The following is an 18905-nucleotide window of genomic DNA, read 5'->3' as shown; positions in this document are numbered from 1 at the left end:
TAGGATTCATGCGGGTTTGACCGGGAGAATTATGCATTTTTTGTGACGAATGTGGATTACTGTAGAATGTCAAGATGAATTTGTTTATGGAAACCGAGATTGCTCGCACCGTCTTGAGCGTGAGCGAATTGAATCGTGGCGCCAAGGACTTGCTTGAACAGGCGTTTCCGTTGCTGTGGGTGAGCGGTGAAATTTCGAATATCAAGTGCTATGGTTCGGGCCACTGGTATTTTTCTCTCAAAGACTCGAGCGCCCAAGTACGCTGCGTCATGTTCCGGGACAAAAATCAGTATCTGGGCTGGGAACCCAGGGATGGCATGCAGGTGGAGGTGCGTGCGCTGGTGACGCTATACCAGGCGCGGGGAGATTTTCAGTTGAGTGTCGAGACCATCCGGCGGGTGGGGCTCGGCACATTATTTGAAGCCTTTGAGCAACTCAGGGCCCGTTTGGGAAAAGAGGGGCTGTTTGACCTCGAGCGGAAGAAACCATTGCCCCTATTTCCACAACGGATCGGTATTGTCACGTCTCCGGCCGCCGCCGCACTGCATGATGTTCTGTCCACATTGCGGCGACGCATGCCTTCCCTGCCTGTGATCATTTATCCCACGCCAGTGCAGGGCATCGACGCAGCTGTAAAAATTGCGGCAGCTATTCGGCAGGCTGCAAGCCGTGCTGAGTGCGACATCCTGATTGTTTGCCGAGGCGGCGGCAGTATTGAGGATCTATGGGCATTTAATGAAGAAATTGTAGCCCGGGCAATAGCCGCCTGTCCGCTGCCCATTATCAGTGGTGTGGGCCATGAGACCGATTTTACCATTGCTGATTTTGTCGCTGACATTCGCGCACCTACGCCAACCGGCGCATCGCAGCTCGCCTGTCCGGATCGTGAAGAATTGCTGCATCGCACTAAAATTTTGTACGGCCGCGTGCAGCGCGAAATGCGGCGCGATTTGGAAAACCGCATGCAAAAAACCGATATGCTCGCAGCCCGGCTGGTGCATCCTGGTGAGCGGATCAAGGATCAGATTGCGCATCTTCAGCGTTTGCATGAACGGCTCGCTGGCTCCTGGCAACGGAATTCAGAGACAAGATATTGGTGCTTACGCGACCTTGATCGGCGCATCACCGGCAGCCGGCCTGACATTCCCCATCTGATGAAGCGGCAATATGAACTGGGTCTGCGGCTGAATCGGGTGAGTGTCAGCCGCATTGAAATGCTCATAATGGGTTTGCAGCGTCAACAGGCAAATCTAGCGCACCTAAACCCGGCGTCAGTATTGGAGCGTGGCTATAGCATCGTTTATGCCGCTGACGGCACAGTACTGAGAAGCAGTAAGCAGGTCGGCATCGGCGATACCATTCGAGTGACATTTGCCAAAGGGTGGGGCAAGGCGAGCGTGTCGGAGAAAGGCGAGTAGCCACGTCGTATCCGAGGCCTCCCGATCAATGCCAACACAATCGTAAAAATTCGCGATCATTGTGGACATTTAGGAAGCGGTAATGCAGACTTGGGATGTGCCTGACCGCGTTAGCCCTTAGTATGCCAGGTAGTATTTTTCAGCATAAACCAATGCGGCTTTCCGGCCACTGATTTTGTAAAGTCTTTTTCACCAGGGAAATTATCTCCAATGCCAAGAACCTTCCTTATGCTCGGGGCCATTAATGCATTTTTATGCGTAGGTCTCGGTGCTTTCGGCGCACATGGTCTGAAACAAAGACTTTCCACCGACATGCTCGCGGTATATCAAACGGGGGTGCAGTATCATTTCTACCACGCGCTGGGGCTTCTCGCGGTGGGCTTGATACTGCTGCACTTTCCCAAATCCAGACTGGTTGCGTTCTCAGGCTGGTCGATGATCGCGGGCATCGTCTTGTTCTCGGTCAGTCTGTATGTGCTGAGTCTGACGGGGATACGGGGACTCGGCGCGATAACGCCCCTTGGCGGCGTAGCGTTTCTGAGTGCATGGGCGACGCTTGCTTACGGCGTATGGTCTGCAAAATGATCTGTGTAGCTTTGTAATGGTCGTTGTTGAATTTTTGATTTCATTGCATCGGTGACACTTCATTATTTTTTCGCACCTTGCCCGCGCGGGTTGGAGTCCGTACTCGTCACCGAACTGGAACAGCTCGGCGCATCTTCTGTGCGGGGACGTGATGGCGGGGTGCAGTTTCAGGGCGATCGGCGCGTCTGTTATCGGGCGAATCTGGAAAGCCGTGTTGCCAGCCGTATTCTTTGGCGGATTGCAACCCGGCCCTATGCGAATGAGGCCGATATATATAATATCGCTCGCGCTTTGCCATGGAATGAATGGTTTGTTCCCGCGCTCACTATCCGGGTTAATGTGGCCGCGATCAAATGTCCGCTGCGCAGTCTCGACTTTGTCACTCTCAAAATCAAGGATGCAGTCTGCGATAAATTTCGCGAAATTACCGGCAGTCGTCCCAGCGTGGATACGGTGCAGCCGGATATACGTATTCATGGGTTTCTCGATGCCAGGGAATTTTCTTTGTACCTGGATACCTCCGGTGATGCATTGTTCAAGCGCGGTCTAAGAAAAACCGCCGGAGACGCTCCCCTGCGGGAAAATCTGGCGGCCGGAATTTTAAATCTGGCGGGCTGGCAACCGGGTATTCCGCTGCTCGATCCGATGTGTGGCAGCGGTACATTCCTGCTGGAAGCGGCACAAATTTCATTAAATATCGCGCCCGGATCGAAGCGCAGTTTTGCATTCGAGAAGCTGAAGGAATTTGATAAAGGGCTGTGGGCTCAGCTTAGGGAAGCAGCCATAGCACGGCAAAAACCGGTAGTCCGCCAGCCCATATTCGGCAGCGACCTGTATGGCGACGTTTTGGCGGATGCACATGCAAATTTGTCTGCCGCGGGATTTTCCGAGATTGTTACCCTCAAGCAGGCGAATTTGCTGGAAATCTCCGCACCCGCGCCTCTCGGCTTTCTTGTCACCAATCCTCCCTACGGAGTTCGCCTGGGCGAACCGGAAAGACTTGTGGAGTTTTATCCCAAACTGGGCGATGTCTTGAAGAAAAAATTCAGTGGCTGGAAAGCTTATATTTTTACCGCCGATCCGCTTCTGCCAAAATTCATACGCTTGACAGCTTCACGTCGCACGCCGCTATTCAACGGTGCGCTGGAATGCCGTTTGCTGGAATATAAAATGGTGGCGGGTGGAATGCGAAAGGTTCGGGAAACGGACATTACACACCAGGCAGACTAGCAGCCTGTCGGCCTTAAATGAAATTGGCTGCAAAAGCCGGGTGTAAAAGCATCGGGGCCGGTCCATATTTTGCCGCTTTTTCGGTCAATAGAGCAATTATTGGTCTTCAGAATCGTCAGAATCTTTCCTCACCCAGTCACTTTTTCGCTGCCGGTGGAAAATTACGCGTAAGTCTGATAGCCTGTTGCCATGAATGAAACGACACGACCCAATCTCGTTCCTCCGGGCGGCCATAAAAAGGTGCTGTTGCATTCATGCTGTGCGCCTTGTTCGGGAGAGGTCATGGAAGCCATGCTGGCCTCCGGTATCAATTACACGATCTTCTTCTATAACCCCAATATACATCCCGAGCGGGAATACCTTCTGCGGAAGGACGAGAATGTCCGATTTGCGGAAAAACATGGGATTGAGTTCATCGATGCCGACTACGACAAGGAAAACTGGTTCGCTCGCGCTAAAGGCATGGAATGGGAACCCGAACGCGGCATTCGATGCACCATGTGCTTCGATATGCGTTTCGAGCGCACGGCGTTGTATGCGTTCGAGAATGACTTTCCTGTAATGACGAGCTCGCTCGGTATCTCGCGCTGGAAGAACATGGAACAGATCAACGATTGCGGCCGCCGCGCCGCGGGACGTTATGAGGGTCTGACTTATTGGGATTACAATTGGAGAAAGGGTGGGGGCTCGGCACGCATGATCGAAATCAGCAAGCGCGAAGAGTTCTACCAGCAGGAATATTGCGGTTGCGTCTATTCCCTACGCGATACCAATCGGCACCGGCGAAGCCAGGGCCGCCCGCTGATCGAGCTTGGCACCCAATTCTATCGACTCCCCACTGCTGACGAAGACCCGTCGAAGTAGTGCTCTTCGCAACCTATTTCGTCCGTCGATGGTTGTTTCACTGGCATCCTGAAAACGGTATGCTCCACCCGTTTTATTATCTGATCCGAACTCCTGTAAGAATAAACCCGGAAAATCTATTAGTGGGCTCTCCGAACCTACTCGAGTGCTGGCCAGATCTTAACTGTCGTTATAATAGTCGATGAAGCCGGGAATAAGAGCGATCCTTTTATTGATATTTCTGAGCTGTGCCAGCCTGGTCAGCTATGCCCTTTATCTCCAGCTGATAAAAAATCTTTTGCCGTGCCCGCTGTGCGTCGTACAACGCGTGGCTTATTGGCTAGTCGGTTTAATTGCGCTATTGGCGTTTCTCCATAATCCTCGGGTAATACTACGCCGGATATACAGTGGTGCCATCGCCCTTCTTGCATTTACCGGGGCGGTGGTCGCATTGCGTCAAGCGTGGCTGGTGCGCTACCCCGAGGCATTCGAATGTGGCATCAGTCCAGAAGAAAAATTCTTGAATGCCCTGCCCATTGCGCGATGGTGGCCCACGATGTTCGAAGCAAATGGAGATTGCGCCGATGCAATATGGAAATTCGCATCACTCAATCTTCCAGATTGGTCAGCTATTTTTTTCTTAATCTTTGGTGGTTTGGCGGTTTATATTTTTTTCGCCGGACATAATGGACGTTAGTGAGCATTTTCGTACTTGAAAACTGAACTTGCAGCCCCATTTACAATCTGTCTTTTACACGTCTCAACGAACCCACCTCTATGAAACGAATTTTCTTATTTGTAATCACCAATCTGGCGATTCTATTAGTGCTGAGCATTACCCTGCGCCTATTAGGTGTGGACCGTATGCTGGATGCCGAGGGTAGCGGCATAGATTTCAATTCCCTGCTTATTATGGCGAGCGTGATAGGATTTGGCGGGTCCTTGATTTCGCTTGCCATGTCCAAGTGGACCGCAAAGCGTATGACTGGCGCGGTGGTGATCGAGCAGCCTTCCGATCCGACCGAGCGCTGGTTGGTGGAGACTGTCAAGCGTCAAGCCGATCGTGTAGGAATTGGCATGCCGGAAGTGGCGATTTATGATGCGCCCGACGTGAATGCCTTTGCCACGGGCATGAATCGCAATGATGCATTGGTGGCCGTGAGCACCGGCTTGCTGCATAACATGCAAAAAGATGAAATCGAGGGAGTGCTTGCGCATGAAATAAGTCATGTCGCAAACGGCGATATGGTCACACTCGCGCTGATTCAAGGTGTAGTCAATACTTTCGTGATTTTCCTGTCGAGGGTAATCGGTCATTTTGTGGATCGGGTGGTATTCAAGACCGAGCGGGATCACGGTCCGGCTTTTCTTATCACGACCCTGGTGGCCCAGATGGTATTGGGGATACTTGCCAGCATGATAGTCATGTGGTTCAGCCGCCAGCGTGAGTTTCGCGCCGATGCGGGGGGTGCGCAGCTGGCAGGGCGGAACAAAATGATTGCCGCGTTGGAGCGACTTAAACAACAGCATGAACCCACGCAGTTGCCGGATAGATTGGCGGCCTTCGGTATTTCCGGAGGGAATAACGGTCTTAGGGGTCTATTTATGTCGCACCCGCCACTCGAGACACGTATTGCGGCGTTACGTGCAATGCCTTGAATTTAGCTGGAATTTGATACAGAAAAGAAGTTGATTCGGGGATCGGGGAGGTATCCGGTATTTCCCCGAGGCCAAGCGACGGCCGTCTGGGAATATCAAGGTGCCGCGATGGGAAGCAGTGGCACCCGGTTTGTCACCGTCCCCCTGTCGTACCGCATTGTCTCGTAAAGCACGAACTTCTCTAGCCGGAACGGGATTGCTGCGATTCCTGAATTTTCAGAAATTGTTCAATCTTCTTCCGTATCTTTGCTCTTGGGCGGATTGCCATCATGCACCAGGTTGCGCCGACGCTGGAGATAGGCGTCGCGTACGAATTCATATTTATCCAGGGCGGCTTCATCCAGCGTCTTCTCGGATTTAAGCAATCCGGCACGTGTATCGGTTGCCCGGGTTCCGCCAACGATGGGGCCTACAAAAGGCGCTACAAAGAAGCTGCCTATGAAGACGGGATCTGTAGCCAGGTCAAGCACGCGGCCCCCGGCGTCACGAGTGGAGCTGGGTCCAAGAAAAGGCAGCACCAGGTAAGGTCCGGTCGCGACACCATGATAACCCATGGTTTGGCCGAAGTCTTCGTCGTGTTTCTCCAAGCCGATGTCGCTCGCCACGTCAACTATACCGGCAAGGCCCAAAGTGCTGTTGACGAGAAAGCGCGTGGTGCTCGTCAGTGCATTACTGAATTTGAGTTGCAGCAGGTTATTAACTGTGACCGGGACATCATTCAAGTTGGAGAAAACATTTCCCACCGCCGTTTCAACAGGATCAGGCACCAACCACTTGTAGCCCTTTGCCACCGGCTTGAACACGTAATTGTCAACCGACTCGTTAAACCCGAATATCTTACGATTCACGGGCTCCCACGGGTCTTTTTTGTCAGTGTATTTCGGATAGGCGACCGGCGCGCCATTCTTGAATACAGGGCCACCCGCCGACTCCGGCGAGCTCTTTTCGTTATTGACTGCGGCACTCTTATCGGTCGAAGCGCTGGTGCTTGGATCAGCAGAAGCACTCGTATCAGTGCTCGTTGCAGGCGACGCGCCCGTGGCAGAGGTGCCTGAGTCAACCGAAGCGCTCGTGGCGGCAGCGCTGCTACTAGCCGAAGCGCTTTCGCTAGTCACCGTGCTCTTATTGGTTGTAGCACAGCCACTAAGAAGAAATCCCAGGAGTAATAACGATAGGGAGGAAGATCTGACGAGGTGAGCCATGTTTAAAATATATAAATTATGTGCAGCCAGCACGAAGTAACCGTCGCCATTATAGGGCTAATTCGAGTTTAAAATGAACTTTTTTATAACGTGCGGTACGGCTTCGGTTTTAAAGATTTCGGATGCGGGTTCCGTGAAGGAAATTAGAGGCTAAGCGCAGCGAGGGGAAGGGTAATTTGCGCATGCCGCTTTTACGGCTGGGGATGCGGGATTGGCGAGAGCGGAAATCCCGCCGTGATGTTAGCGATTGCAAGTATCGGCAGGCATTCGCAGGCGGATTTTGTTCCAGCTTTTTGCTTCAACTCCGGCCCTTGGCTATATCGTGTCGCGTCGTTTGAAATTCCTGAGGCGGAAACCGAGCAGCCACAACGTAACGAAGTAACTTATTGCGCCCGCTATGACTATCCATGTCAGCCGGGCGGCGCGTTCCAGGGTTCGGGTCAACAACCACGACTCGTCGCTGCCTGAGGCAAACCATAATGTGCTACCCATTACCGCTAGCGCCACCAATATCTTGATGATAAAAATCGCCCATCCCGGTTGCGGTTGATAGATTTGATGGCTGCGCAACTTGTAGTAGAGCAGCCCGGCATTAAGACAGGCACCCAGGCCAATGGCTAGCGCGAGTCCGGCGTGGCGCAGCGGTATGATAAATGCGAGATTCATCAACTGGGTCGCGATCAGGGTAAGGACGGCAATCTTCACGGGTGTTTTGATATTTTGCCGCGCATAGAATCCGGGCGCCAGTACCTTCACCAGTATCAGTCCAAGCAGTCCCACGCTGTAAGCGACCAACGCGTTGCGCGTCATCCATACATCGTGGGCGGAAAACTCGCCGTGGTAAAACAATGTTGCGATGAGCGGCGTGGCAAGCAGTGCCAGCGCCAGCGCCGCGGGCAGCGTTAACAGCATGGTCAGGCGCAGGCCCCAGTCCAGCAGGCGCGAATATTCTTCAGTGCTGTTGTCGGCGTAGTGGCGGGATAATGAGGGCAGCAATATTGTTCCCAGTGCAACACCCAACAGGCCGGCGGGGAATTCCATCAACCGGTCGGCATAGTAGAGCCACGACACGCTGCCCGTAATGAGGAATGAGGCAAATATTGTGTTGATGAGCAAGCTTAGCTGGCCGATGGAGACACCAAACACTGCGGGGCCCATTTGCTTAAGTACGCGCCATGCGCCGGTGTCGCGGGATTTCAGCCGCAGACGCGGCATCAGCTTGATGCGCATAAGAAAGGGTGCCTGGAAGGCGAGTTGCAATATGCCGCCGATAAATACCGCCCAGGCAAGCGCGAGCACCGGTGGATTCATGAATGGCGCAAGCCACAAGGCGCAGCCGATGAACGACAGGTTCAACAGTGCCGGCGTGAGCGCTGGTACTGAAAATTTGCCATAGGTGTTGAGTATGCCTCCCGCCAGGGCAACCAGTGAGATGAACAGTATGTAGGGAAAGGTAATTTGCAGCAGTTCGACCGTCAGCTCGAATTTCTGCGGACTGGCCGCAAATCCCGGTGCGCTGACATATATTATGAGGGGCGCGGCGATAATCCCTATCAATGTAACCAGAAACAGCGCAGCGGACAGGAGTGTCGTAACATGATCGATGAGTTCACGTGTTTCCTCCGGGGTGCGGCGGGTTTTGTATTCTGCAAGGATAGGCACAAATGCTTGTGAAAATGCTCCCTCGGCAAACAGGCGGCGCAACAGGTTGGGAATGCGAAAGGCAACGAAGAATGCGTCGGTTGCGACGCCGGCACCAAAAATACGGGCGATCAGCACATCGCGTAGGAATCCCAGAATTCGGGATATCAGTGTCATCCCGCTAACGGTGGCAAGGGTTTTGAGCAGATTCATGGGGGAGTATGTTAACCTGAATATACCCGTTGCGGCCGTGTATCGCTGATTCGTCCCGGGACCGCCATCGATTCGGAAGGCTCTCCGCTTGGTTCCCGCACCCGGAGGAGGTCCCTAGATCCAGATAGTTTGGCCGGCTACCGTTAACACTGTTTTCCTTGCAATGTGGCGAAAATGTCCGTAACATTCAAAAATTTTTAGAAATCGTCAATCGAGGGATCTACATGGCCAATAGTGCACAAGCGAGAAAACGTGCGAGACAAAATGTTAAGCAACGTGATCAAAACACCAGTCTGCGTTCCCAGTTGCGCACCGCGATCAAACATGTGAGAAAGGCTGTTGGGACCACTGACAAAACCATCGCGCAAGCTGCATTCAAGGCATCCATCGGCACCATTGATTCGATTGCCGACAAGGGAATCATTCACAAGAATAAGGCTGCTCGCCACAAGAGCCGTTTGTCAGCCGCCATCAAGGCAATGGCCTGACCGGCCAGTCGCGTTAAAGGCGAGCCAGCAATCCGTAGAGTCTCTTCATTTTTTCTGTTTTTCGTTAGGTATTTATTTTCTGTTATCTGACAGCAGTACGTTCAGGGGACTTATTGGGCGTTTCTGCCGGATAACGGTTGAAGGCCTCCGTCAGCGCCGATACCAAGTCCATCGGTATGGGAAAAATGATGGTATTGGACTTGTCATTGGCGATATTTGTGAGAGTCTGTAGATAACGAAGTTGCATCGCGCCCGTTTGTTGGGAGAGAATTTGCGCGGCTTGCATCAATTTGTCCGATGCTTGCAACTCCCCTTCGGCATGAATCACCTTGGCACGCCGCTCGCGTTCTGCCTCCGCCTGGCGGGCAATGGCCCGTATCATGGATTCATCGATATCCACATGCTTAATCTCGACGTTGGAGACTTTGATGCCCCATGCGTCGGTCTGGATGTCCAGCGCCCTCTGGATATCCATGTTGAGTTTCTCGCGCTCCGCCAGCATTTCATCAAGCTCATGCTTGCCCAGTACGGAGCGCAGGGTCGTTTGCGCGAACTGACTGGTGGCAGCAAGGAAATTCTCCACTTGAATAATGGCTCTTTGCGGATCGACCACACGAAAATATACCACCGCATTGACTTTCACCGAGACATTGTCGCGTGAGATCACATCCTGACTGGGGACATCCATCACGACAGTGCGCAGGTCGACCCGTACCATTTTCTGGATACCGGGAATTATCAAGATGAGGCCTGGACCTTTCACCTTATGGAAACGGCCCAGCATGAATACGACGCCGCGCTCATATTCCCGCAAGATGCGAAACGCTGTAAACAGCAGCATGAGAATGATGACAAGGGTGCCAAAGCCGAAATTGGTAAACATGGAATGTCTCCTCTATTTAACCTAAATCTGGGAGTTGACCGCTCACTCCCGGATTTCGGTTTATTTCTCCGCTGAAGTTACCTGTAAGACCAGACCGTCCATTCCTGTCACGCGCACCTTCTGTCCATGGATTAGAGGTTGCGCGCAATGTACGTTCCATATTTCGCCATGAATGCGGGCCATGCCTTCTCCCGAGGCATCTTCCAGCATCTCTCCCACGGCGCCGATCAATTCCTCACGGCCGCTGACAATGGGGCTGCGCCGCGCCTTCAGCGCCATGCCGATGACAGAGATCAGGAATAATCCGCTGGCCAAGGTAATGCCCGCAATCACAGGCCAGGAAATGCCGTAGCCGGGCATATCGGTGTCAATCAGCATCAATGAACCGACTACAAAAGCAATAATGCCGCCCATGCCAAAGGCGCCAAAGCCCGATAGATAGATTTCCGCTGTTATGAATGCGATGCCGAGCAGGATCAAGGCAAGGCCGGCATAATTCACCGGCAGTAGCTGGAATGCATACATGGCAAGCAGCAGGCAGATAGCGCCCGCCACACCGGGTAATACAAACCCGGGATTGGAAAATTCAAAGAAAAGTCCGTATATGCCGATTAGCATCAGGATATATGCCACGCTGGGATTGGTGATCACTGCCAGTAATTGCGTACGCCAATCGGGTTCGACGACTTCCACTGTGGCCGAAACCGTATCCAGAGTCAGATTCCGGCCAAGTAGGGTGACTTGTCTGCCATTTACCTGTTTCAATAGATCCGGTATGTCAGTAGCAACATAATCGATGACTTTGAGATTCAGCGCTTCAGTCGCCGACAGGCTTACCGCTTCGCGCACGGCCCGCTCAGCCCATTCCGCATTGCGCTCGCGCATCTGCGCAAGCCCACGGATGTATGCGGCGGCGTCATGGATCAATTTGCGCGACATCTTATCCTGCGCCGGCACGCTGTCATCTTTTGCATTCTGATCATGGCTCTCATCCGGCTGTGTCGCGGGTGAACCCGGTGATGGCCTCGGCTTGGATTTGGGCTTGGCTGGCGGCTCGGGCGATTCCGGCAAGCCACCGATTTGAACCGGTGTGGCTGCACCCAGATTGGTGCCTGGAGCCATCGCGGCGATATGGCTGGCATAAAGAATATAGGTGCCGGCACTGGCCGCCCGCGCTCCACCGGGCGCCACAAAAACCGCCACCGGGACCGGTGACGCTAAAATGTCGCGCACGATCTGCCGCATCGAGCCATCGAGGCCGCCTGGCGTGTCCAGTTGCAACACGATGAGTAACGCCTTCTCGTGGTCGGCACGTTGAAAACCGCGTTCGATAAAGTCGGCGCTGGCCGGTGCGATCGGACCCTGCACTTTCAGTACTATCACCGGTGCAGCCAGAACGAGAGCCGGCAGCAAAAGCAGCAGCGCCGCCACACCATGATGCACAACAGAAATGATCGGTTTCATGTTTTTCAATATAGACCGTTTCAGTCCTGACTGCATTCAGACGCTCCAAGATGAAATGTGAACGCATTTTCGTCGCTTGCACAGCGTTGATAGACCAAGCTATGGACTTTTCCCGCCGGCAAGACTGTCTCTCCCCTGTTTTGCCGTCAACTCGAGCCCTTAATGGATCATCTGGATTGAAATCTCTTTCTAGGCTTGCAATCAATGTTGTTTTAGCGCATAAAGCGGTTTTTATATTGAAGGCAGCGCTTCATGAAGAGACCAGTCAGCCGGATTCTTGTCATCAACGATGAGAAACTGATATTAAAGGAGCTCATCAAGGGGCTGAATGCGGCCGCCAAGTCTCTGGAAAATCCGTTAGGGATCACTTTTGCCGGCGTTACCACCGCACGCGAAGCACTGCAGGCAATCGAGGAGGATGGCGACATTCAGTCGGTAGTGGTGGACGATACGCTCTATACCCTGAAAAACGGCGAAAAGGGTTCGCGTAACCTGCAAATGACAGCGTTGACGCTGGTACAGAAAATCACCCGATTTCGTCCGGAGTTGGATATCTACATCCTGATCGCACAGGAAAAAGAGGATGAAGTGGTGGATGCACTCTTTTCCGAAACGGTGGACGGCTACTTCTATCGTGAAGAGCGTGATTACCGGGGGATGTACCGCATTCTCAATGCGCAGCTTCAGGAGAAAGCGCGCACACCGTTTTATGACCAGCTTAAAAATTATGTGCTCATGGCGAAGGATGCGTGGCACACGCCCGGGCATTCTTCCGGCGATTCGCTTCGTGACAGCCCTTGGGCCAGTGATTTTTACCAGTTCATTGGCGAGCATGTTTTTCGTGCAGACTTGTCGGTGTCGGTACCGATGCTTGATTCGCTGATGGAACCCTCCGGCGTGATCGCGGAGGCGCAGAAGATTGCGGCGAAGGCATTCGGGGCGCGGCGCACCTTTTTTGCCACCAACGGTACCTCTACTGCGAACAAGGTGATATTTCAGACATTGCTCGCTCCCGGCGAGAAGCTGCTGCTGGACCGGAATTGCCACAAGTCCGTGCATCACGGTGTCGTGCTGTCCGGTGCCCATCCGATTTATCTTGACTCGTCGGTCAACAAGAAATTCAGTGTTTATGGACCGGTGCCCAAGCAGACCTTGTTCAGTGCCATTGAAGAACACCCGGATGCCCAGGCGCTCATACTCACCAGTTGTACGTATGATGGTTTGCGCTACGATTTGCCGCCTATCATTGAGGCGGCGCACGCCAGGGGAATCAAAGTCATCATTGATGAAGCCTGGTACGGGTTTGCCCGCTTTCATCCGGCCTTTCGCCCCACCGCGATGGAAGCGGGCGCAGACTATGCCACCCAGAGTACGCACAAGGTATTGTCGGCTTTTTCTCAATCCAGCATGATTCATGTCAACGACCCCGGCTTCAAGGAGCATCTGTTTCGCGAGAACTTCAACATGCACACGTCCACCAGTCCGCAATACAGCATGATTGCAAGCCTCGACGTGGCACGCAAGCAGGCGATGCTGGAAGGGTACAAGCTGCTTTCACGGACGTTGGAACTGGCGAAGGAAGTCCGTATGCAAATCAACTCCACCGGGGTATTCCGGGTACTGGAGCTCTCTGATCTGCTGCCTGACGAAGTCAAGCAAGACAATATTCAGCTCGATTCCACCAAGGTTACCGTCGACATCTCCCGCTGCGGCTTTACGGTGGAGGATTTAATTCAGGAATTGTTCGAGCGTTATAACATTCAGGTGGAGAAATCCACCTTCAATACCCTGACGCTACTGCTCACCATTGGCACCACCCGCAGCAAGGTTTCGCGGCTCTATGATGCGCTGATGCGCATTGCGCGCGAAGGCCGTGCGCCCCGCCGGCTCTACCAGACCCCGGAGATTCCCGGTTTTACCGACCTGAAATATCTGCCGCGTGATGCGTTCTACTGTGGCGGTGAGCTGATGCCGCTGCTGGATGAGCAGGAAAGAGTCAACAACAATCTGGATGGCAGGATATGCGCGGATCAAATCACTCCTTATCCGCCCGGCATACCCGTGCTGGTGCCGGGACAAACTATCACGCAAGCGGTCGTGCAATATCTCGTAAGCATGTTGCGTTCCCAGAAACGGGTTGAAGTGCATGGGATCGTTTATGATGGATATCTACCGTGTTTGAGATTGCTGACCATCACCGAGGAAAAAGGCTTGAAAAAGCTGGTTAAATAGGTAAAGATACAAGTTGTGTAAAAAATGAACAATTCACGGCGGCTCATGCCGCCGTGCTGCATTCTGGCTCTAGGAAAAGGTGTTTGTTTATAGGCGCTTCCAGGATTATGGGTACTTCCATGAACTGGAGACCCAAATCAGTTCAATTGCCAATCAGGCACCGGCTGAGCGTGCGAGGAATTTTGGCGCGGCGCATATACTTGCCGGTCTGTAATCGTCAGATAACTTGAGTAACGTAGTATCACGATAAAACTTGGATTTATAGAGATTCTTATGTCAAATTTGATGAATACTTATTCGCAGCTCCCCGTCACCTTTGCCAAAGGAGAAGGCGTGTGGCTGTGGGATGAAGCAGGGAAGCGTTATCTCGATGCGCTTGCCGGCGTTGCGGTATGCGGTCTGGGACATTGTCATCCCAAACTTGTTGCGGCGCTTTGCAAACAGGTCGGGACGCTTATTCACACTTCCAATCTTTATCATATCGGTAAACAGGAGCAATTGGCCAGCAGGCTGGCGGCATTGTCGGGCATGGACAACGCTTTTTTCTGCAACTCCGGCGCGGAAGCAAACGAAGCGGCGATCAAGCTGGCGAGGCTTTATGGCCATGGCCGAAGTATCGATCTGCCCACTATTATCGTGATGGAAAAATCCTTTCACGGACGCACCATGGCGACCTTGACTGCAAGCGGGAACCGCAAGGTGCAGGCCGGTTTTGAGCCGTTACTTACCGGCTTTGCACGGGTTCCCTACAATGACCTGGAAGCCGTGGCCCAAGTGGGCGTGCACAACAAGAATGTTGTCGCCATACTGGTTGAACCTTATCAGGGTGAGGGGGGCGTCAATGTGCCTCAGGCGAATTATCTGCAAGGTTTGCGCCATCTATGCGATCAGAACGGCTGGCTGCTGATGCTCGACGAGGTGCAGTGCGGGATCGGCCGTAGCGGCAAATGGTTCGCCTTTCAGCACAGCGGCATTATGCCGGATGTGATAACGCTGGCTAAAGGTTTAGGCTCGGGTGTAGCCATTGGTGCTTGTCTTGCGAAGGGCACCGCGGCGGAAGTATTCAAGCCGGGCAATCACGCTTCTACTTTTGGCGGCAATCCCTTGGCCTGTACCGCCGCGCTTACCACGCTGGAGGTAATCGGAGAAGACGATTTGCTAAGAAATGCGATGGAAGTGGGCGATTTCATGCGCAGCATGTTTAAAGCGCGGTTGGCCGGTTTGCCGGATGTCAGGCAAATTCGTGGACAGGGGTTGATGATTGGTATCGAACTTTCCAAACCCTGCGGCGATCTTGTGAAGGAGGCGTTAAAACGAGGGCTGCTGATCAACGTTACTTCGGATAAGGTGGTGCGTTTGTTACCGCCACTCGTCATGCAGCGGAGCGAGGCAGAGCAGGTAGTGGATACCCTATCCATGCTGATAAAGGAATTCCTGATGGCATGACGGAGAATCGAGGGCCATGAAAAGTGAAGCGTGAAAGCATCCCGGTTCATGTTTCGGTGCTTCGAGACTCGCCATCCATGATTCAGGAATAATTATGCAGATCAATCACTTTTTACAGTTCAACGATTTTTCCCGGGAAGAATTCGAGTATCTGTTTGAACGGACGCGCTGGATCAAACACGAGTTCAAGCAATACCGGCGGTATTGGCCACTGGAAGATCGTACCATGGCGATGATTTTCGATAAGCACTCGACTCGTACCCGCTTATCATTCGAGGCGGGTATGCACCAGCTGGGCGGTGCGGCGATCTATCTTTCCACCCGGGATACCCAACTCGGACGCGGCGAGCCGGTGGAAGATGCGGCGCGCGTAATTTCACGCATGGTGGACATCGTCATGATTCGTACCTATGAGCACGATATCATCAGGCGTTTCGCCGCGCATTCGCGGGTACCCGTGATCAATGGGTTGACCGACGAGTACCACCCCTGTCAGATCATGGGTGATATTTTTACTTTCATCGAGCAATGCGGAAGTATCTCGGGCAAGACCGTGGCGTGGATCGGGGATTCCAATAACGTTTGCAACACCTGGCTTCAGGCGGCAGAGGTATTCGATTTCAACGTACACGTTTCGACCCCGCCCGGTTATGAGGTCGAGCCGGAACGGGCTGGGCTTTATGGCACCGGTCATTACGAGGAATTCGCCGATCCGCATGACGCTGTGAAGGATGCCGATCTTGTCACTACAGACGTTTGGACGAGTATGGGTTTTGAGGCTGAAACCGAGGAGCGTAAAAAAGACTTCGCCAATTTTCGGGTGGATACCGAAATGATGTCCTGTGCAAAGAAAGGCACCTTGTTCATGCATTGCCTGCCTGCCCATCGGGGCGAAGAAGTGGCGGCGGAGGTCATCGACGGGCCGCAATCGATCGTTTGGGAAGAAGCCGAGAACCGGCTGCATACGCAGAAGGCGCTGATGGAATATTTGTTGTTGGGAAGATTAGAGGGTGTTTGAATATGAAAAAAGTGAAGAGCGGCGGCGTGTCCAAAGTTAACAAGGTCGTTCTGGCCTTTTCCGGCGGACTCGATACCTCGGTGATTCTGAAATGGCTGCAAGATACATACCAGTGCGAAATTGTGACTTTCACCGCGGACATTGGTCAAGGAGAGGAAGTGGAGCCTGCGCGCGCGAAAGCCAAACAATTCGGGGTAAAAGAGATTTTCATCGACGATTTGCGCGAGGAATTTGTACGCGATTTCGTTTTCCCCATGTTCCGTGCCAATACCATTTATGAGGGAGAGTACCTGCTTGGCACCAGCATTGCCCGTCCGCTCATCGCCAAGCGGCAAATTGAAATCGCGCATAAAACCGGAGCGGACGCGGTTTCGCACGGTGCTACGGGCAAGGGCAATGATCAGGTGCGCTTCGAACTCGGCTACTATGCGCTCCAGCCTGATATTCGCGTAATCGCGCCGTGGCGTGAATGGGATCTTACCTCCCGGGAAAAGCTTCTGAGCTACGCGGAACAGCATGGCATTCCGGTGGAAATGAAGAAAAAGGGTGGCTCTCCTTACAGCATGGATGCCAATCTGCTACATATCTCCTATGAGGGCCGTATCCTGGAGGATCCCGCACAGGAGCCGGAAGAATCGATGTGGCGTTGGAGCGTTTCACCGGAGAAGGCCCCCAACGAGGCGGAATACCTCGATCTGGAGTTCAAGCAAGGCGATATCATCGCCCTGAATGGTAAAAAGCTCTCTCCCGCGCGCGTACTCGCTAAACTCAATCAACTAGGCGGCAAGCACGGGATCGGACGTTTGGATCTGGTAGAAAATCGTTACGTGGGCATGAAATCCCGTGGCTGTTACGAGACTCCCGGCGGTACGATCATGCTGCGCGCTCACCGTGCCATGGAGTCCATTACGCTCGATCGGGAGGTGGCACATTTGAAGGATGAGTTGATGCCACGTTATGCCGCCCTGATTTACAACGGTTACTGGTGGAGTCCGGAACGCAGAATGATGCAAACCATGTTTGATGCATCCCAAAGCCATGTAAACGGATGGGTGCGCGTGAAACTCTATAAAGGCAATGTGATCGTGGTGGGAAGAGACTCCAAAACAGACTCGTTGTTTGACCCGCACATTGCCACCTTCGAGGAAGACAAGGGCGCTTATAATCAGGCGGATGCGGCTGGGTTTATCAAGTTGAATGCGCTACGCATGCGTATTGCGCAAAATTTGAAAAGCAGAAAATAATTGCCGGGCGAAAGGGGAGATCATGCCGTCATTCGATATTGTTTCGGAAGTTGATAAACAGGAAATCAGGAACGCGATCGATCAGGTGAATAAGGAGGTAGGCACACGTTTCGATTTCAAGGGATCCGATGCGCGTGTAGAGCAGTCGGATTACACACTTACTATTTACGCTGACGATGAATTCAAACTCAGCCAAGTATTGGATATTCTGATGGCCAAACTCGCCAAGCGCAATGTTGACGTACGTTGTCTGGATAAAGGAGGGGTAGAGAAAGTCAGCGGCAATAAAGCCAAGCAGCAAGTCACGGTTAAAACGGGGGTGGAAAGCGAGCTGGCAAAAAAGATTATCAGGCTTGTCAAGGATAGCAAGCTCAAGGTACAGGGCAGTATCCAGGGCGAAGCGGTGCGTATTTCAGGTGCAAAGCGCGATACCTTGCAAGAGGCAATACAACTGGTAAAGAAATCCGTCACCGAATTTCCGCTGCAATTCCAGAATTTCCGTGAATGATTCGACCGCCTACCCATTACACATTAGGCCGGAAACCCATTTTTCGTATAAGCGATGGGCGATTTGATTTAATGCTGATACCCGGTTAACCAGATCCCTTTGCATAGCCGCAGCGGATTGCACCGCCGGTCCGGAACTGCCGGCTATCTCCTCAGCACCTGCTTGGCACCAGGTTTTTACCATATCTTCAGTCATCTCGACATGGCATTGCATCCCCAAATGCATATTCAGTGCGAACGCCTGATTTTCGCAATACGGACTGGAAAGCAGGCAGGTTGCGCCATCCGGTAAAGTGAAGTTTTCGCCATGCCAGTGGAACGACTCGAATTTGGACGCTTCCCCGAACCATTCGCGGGCAGCGGCATTATCCGCGACGCTGACTTCACCCCAGCCGATTTCCTTGGTCGGATTTTTGCTTACCGCACCCCCTAGCGCCTTCGACATCAATTGGCCGCCGAGGCAGTGACCTAATACCGGGATATCGTTCGCTACCGCTTGCCGGATCAATGCAAGCACTGGCACAATCCAGGGTAGATCGTCGTTTACGCTCATGGGACCACCGAAGAACACCAGCCCACTGAATTGATCTGCGCTCGAAGGCAGTATTTCATTAGCGTCAACTTTCACGAGCCGCCACGGAATGGAATGTGAATCAAGAAACGTCGCGAAGTATCCCGGACCCTCAATGGGAAAATGCCTGAAAATTGCAACGGGTTTCATGGGAATAGGCTCGCTCGTTATGCGCTACGATACATGCTTGAAGGCCTAGCGACGGCCGAATAACCGGGAAAAGGGGGGGCGCCGGCACATTGCCGGTTTTTCGCCTGGCTA

Annotated in this window: 18 protein-coding genes; 12 read left to right on the top strand and 6 right to left on the bottom strand. The window is 52.9% G+C overall.

Annotation, left to right across the window (positions count from 1 at the left end; genetic code table 11):
* The first annotated feature begins 86 nt into the window (after positions 1-86).
* The 3 genes from xseA (at position 87) to SQ11_RS02620 (ending at position 3233) form a co-directional block, all read left to right on the top strand.
* On the top strand, positions 87-1418 hold the full coding sequence (gene xseA / locus SQ11_RS02630; protein WP_084226715.1) for an exodeoxyribonuclease VII large subunit: 1332 nt from the start codon (positions 87-89) through the stop codon (positions 1416-1418).
* 210 nt (positions 1419-1628) lie between these two features.
* Positions 1629-2003: a DUF423 domain-containing protein gene (locus tag SQ11_RS02625; RefSeq protein WP_041512596.1), complete on the top strand. Its 375-nt coding sequence runs from the start codon at positions 1629-1631 to the stop codon at positions 2001-2003.
* 51 nt (positions 2004-2054) lie between these two features.
* Positions 2055-3233, top strand: coding sequence for a class I SAM-dependent RNA methyltransferase (locus SQ11_RS02620; RefSeq protein WP_041512595.1), 1179 nt, complete (start codon positions 2055-2057; stop codon positions 3231-3233).
* A 161-nt stretch (positions 3234-3394) separates the two neighbouring features.
* Here SQ11_RS02620 and SQ11_RS18080 read toward each other — a convergent pair whose 3' ends face one another.
* Positions 3395-3526, bottom strand: coding sequence for a hypothetical protein (locus SQ11_RS18080; RefSeq protein ID WP_269746024.1), 132 nt, complete (start codon positions 3524-3526; stop codon positions 3395-3397).
* On the opposite strand from SQ11_RS18080, the gene SQ11_RS02615 reads away from it, so the two are divergent.
* From SQ11_RS02615 to htpX, 3 genes are all read left to right on the top strand, one after another.
* Positions 3516-4097 (top strand): epoxyqueuosine reductase QueH, encoded by a 582-nt coding sequence (locus tag SQ11_RS02615; protein WP_232297865.1) that lies wholly within the window; start codon positions 3516-3518, stop codon positions 4095-4097. The two genes, SQ11_RS18080 and SQ11_RS02615, sit on opposite strands and share 11 nt — an antisense overlap.
* Before the next feature lie 181 nt (positions 4098-4278).
* A complete protein-coding gene (locus tag SQ11_RS02610; protein WP_041512593.1) occupies positions 4279-4773 on the top strand; it encodes a disulfide bond formation protein B in 495 nt (164 codons plus the stop codon).
* An 80-nt stretch (positions 4774-4853) separates the two neighbouring features.
* Entirely contained in the window at positions 4854-5735 is an 882-nt protein-coding gene (gene htpX / locus SQ11_RS02605) for a protease HtpX (RefSeq protein ID WP_041512592.1), read from the top strand.
* A 227-nt stretch (positions 5736-5962) separates the two neighbouring features.
* Here the strand turns inward: htpX and SQ11_RS02600 are convergent, their stop codons facing one another.
* The gene (locus SQ11_RS02600; RefSeq protein ID WP_084226700.1) at positions 5963-6850 is read right to left on the bottom strand and encodes a VacJ family lipoprotein; all 888 of its coding nucleotides are present in this window, start codon (positions 6848-6850) and stop codon (positions 5963-5965) included.
* 402 nt (positions 6851-7252) lie between these two features.
* Positions 7253-8791: a murein biosynthesis integral membrane protein MurJ gene (murJ, locus tag SQ11_RS02595; protein WP_041512591.1), complete on the bottom strand. Its 1539-nt coding sequence runs from the start codon at positions 8789-8791 to the stop codon at positions 7253-7255.
* 224 nt (positions 8792-9015) lie between these two features.
* Here murJ and rpsT point away from each other — a divergent pair, with 224 nt between their 5' ends.
* Positions 9016-9279 carry a 30S ribosomal protein S20 gene (gene rpsT / locus SQ11_RS02590; RefSeq protein ID WP_041512590.1) on the top strand — a complete coding sequence of 88 codons (264 nt, stop codon included), beginning with the start codon at positions 9016-9018 and terminating at the stop codon, positions 9277-9279.
* A gap of 82 nt (positions 9280-9361) precedes the next feature.
* Here rpsT and SQ11_RS02585 read toward each other — a convergent pair whose 3' ends face one another.
* Together SQ11_RS02585 and SQ11_RS02580 are read right to left on the bottom strand one after the other, a co-directional pair.
* Positions 9362-10162: a slipin family protein gene (locus tag SQ11_RS02585; RefSeq protein ID WP_052493943.1), complete on the bottom strand. Its 801-nt coding sequence runs from the start codon at positions 10160-10162 to the stop codon at positions 9362-9364.
* 60 nt (positions 10163-10222) lie between these two features.
* Positions 10223-11626, bottom strand: coding sequence for a nodulation protein NfeD (locus tag SQ11_RS02580; RefSeq protein ID WP_052493970.1), 1404 nt, complete (start codon positions 11624-11626; stop codon positions 10223-10225).
* A 252-nt stretch (positions 11627-11878) separates the two neighbouring features.
* On the opposite strand from SQ11_RS02580, the gene SQ11_RS02575 reads away from it, so the two are divergent.
* The 5 genes from SQ11_RS02575 (at position 11879) to SQ11_RS02555 (ending at position 18074) form a co-directional block, all read left to right on the top strand.
* The gene (locus tag SQ11_RS02575) at positions 11879-13858 is read left to right on the top strand and encodes an aminotransferase class I/II-fold pyridoxal phosphate-dependent enzyme (protein ID WP_041512589.1); all 1980 of its coding nucleotides are present in this window, start codon (positions 11879-11881) and stop codon (positions 13856-13858) included.
* Positions 13859-14131: 273 nt separating this feature from the next.
* The gene (locus SQ11_RS02570; protein WP_041512588.1) at positions 14132-15304 is read left to right on the top strand and encodes an aspartate aminotransferase family protein; all 1173 of its coding nucleotides are present in this window, start codon (positions 14132-14134) and stop codon (positions 15302-15304) included.
* Positions 15305-15398: 94 nt separating this feature from the next.
* Positions 15399-16322, top strand: a complete 924-nt coding sequence (gene argF, locus SQ11_RS02565; protein ID WP_041512587.1) for an ornithine carbamoyltransferase — start codon at positions 15399-15401, stop codon at positions 16320-16322.
* 26 nt (positions 16323-16348) lie between these two features.
* Positions 16349-17566 (top strand): argininosuccinate synthase, encoded by a 1218-nt coding sequence (locus SQ11_RS02560; RefSeq protein WP_041512850.1) that lies wholly within the window; start codon positions 16349-16351, stop codon positions 17564-17566.
* A 22-nt stretch (positions 17567-17588) separates the two neighbouring features.
* Positions 17589-18074 carry a YajQ family cyclic di-GMP-binding protein gene (locus tag SQ11_RS02555; RefSeq protein WP_041512586.1) on the top strand — a complete coding sequence of 162 codons (486 nt, stop codon included), beginning with the start codon at positions 17589-17591 and terminating at the stop codon, positions 18072-18074.
* A 9-nt stretch (positions 18075-18083) separates the two neighbouring features.
* Here SQ11_RS02555 and SQ11_RS02550 read toward each other — a convergent pair whose 3' ends face one another.
* Positions 18084-18794, bottom strand: coding sequence for a type 1 glutamine amidotransferase (locus SQ11_RS02550; protein ID WP_041512585.1), 711 nt, complete (start codon positions 18792-18794; stop codon positions 18084-18086).
* Between the last annotated feature and the right edge of the window lie 111 nt (positions 18795-18905).

Source organism: Nitrosospira sp. NpAV, from assembly GCF_000832065.1.
GTDB lineage: Bacteria > Pseudomonadota > Gammaproteobacteria > Burkholderiales > Nitrosomonadaceae > Nitrosospira.
This window is presented reverse-complemented; position numbering and strand designations above follow the sequence as displayed.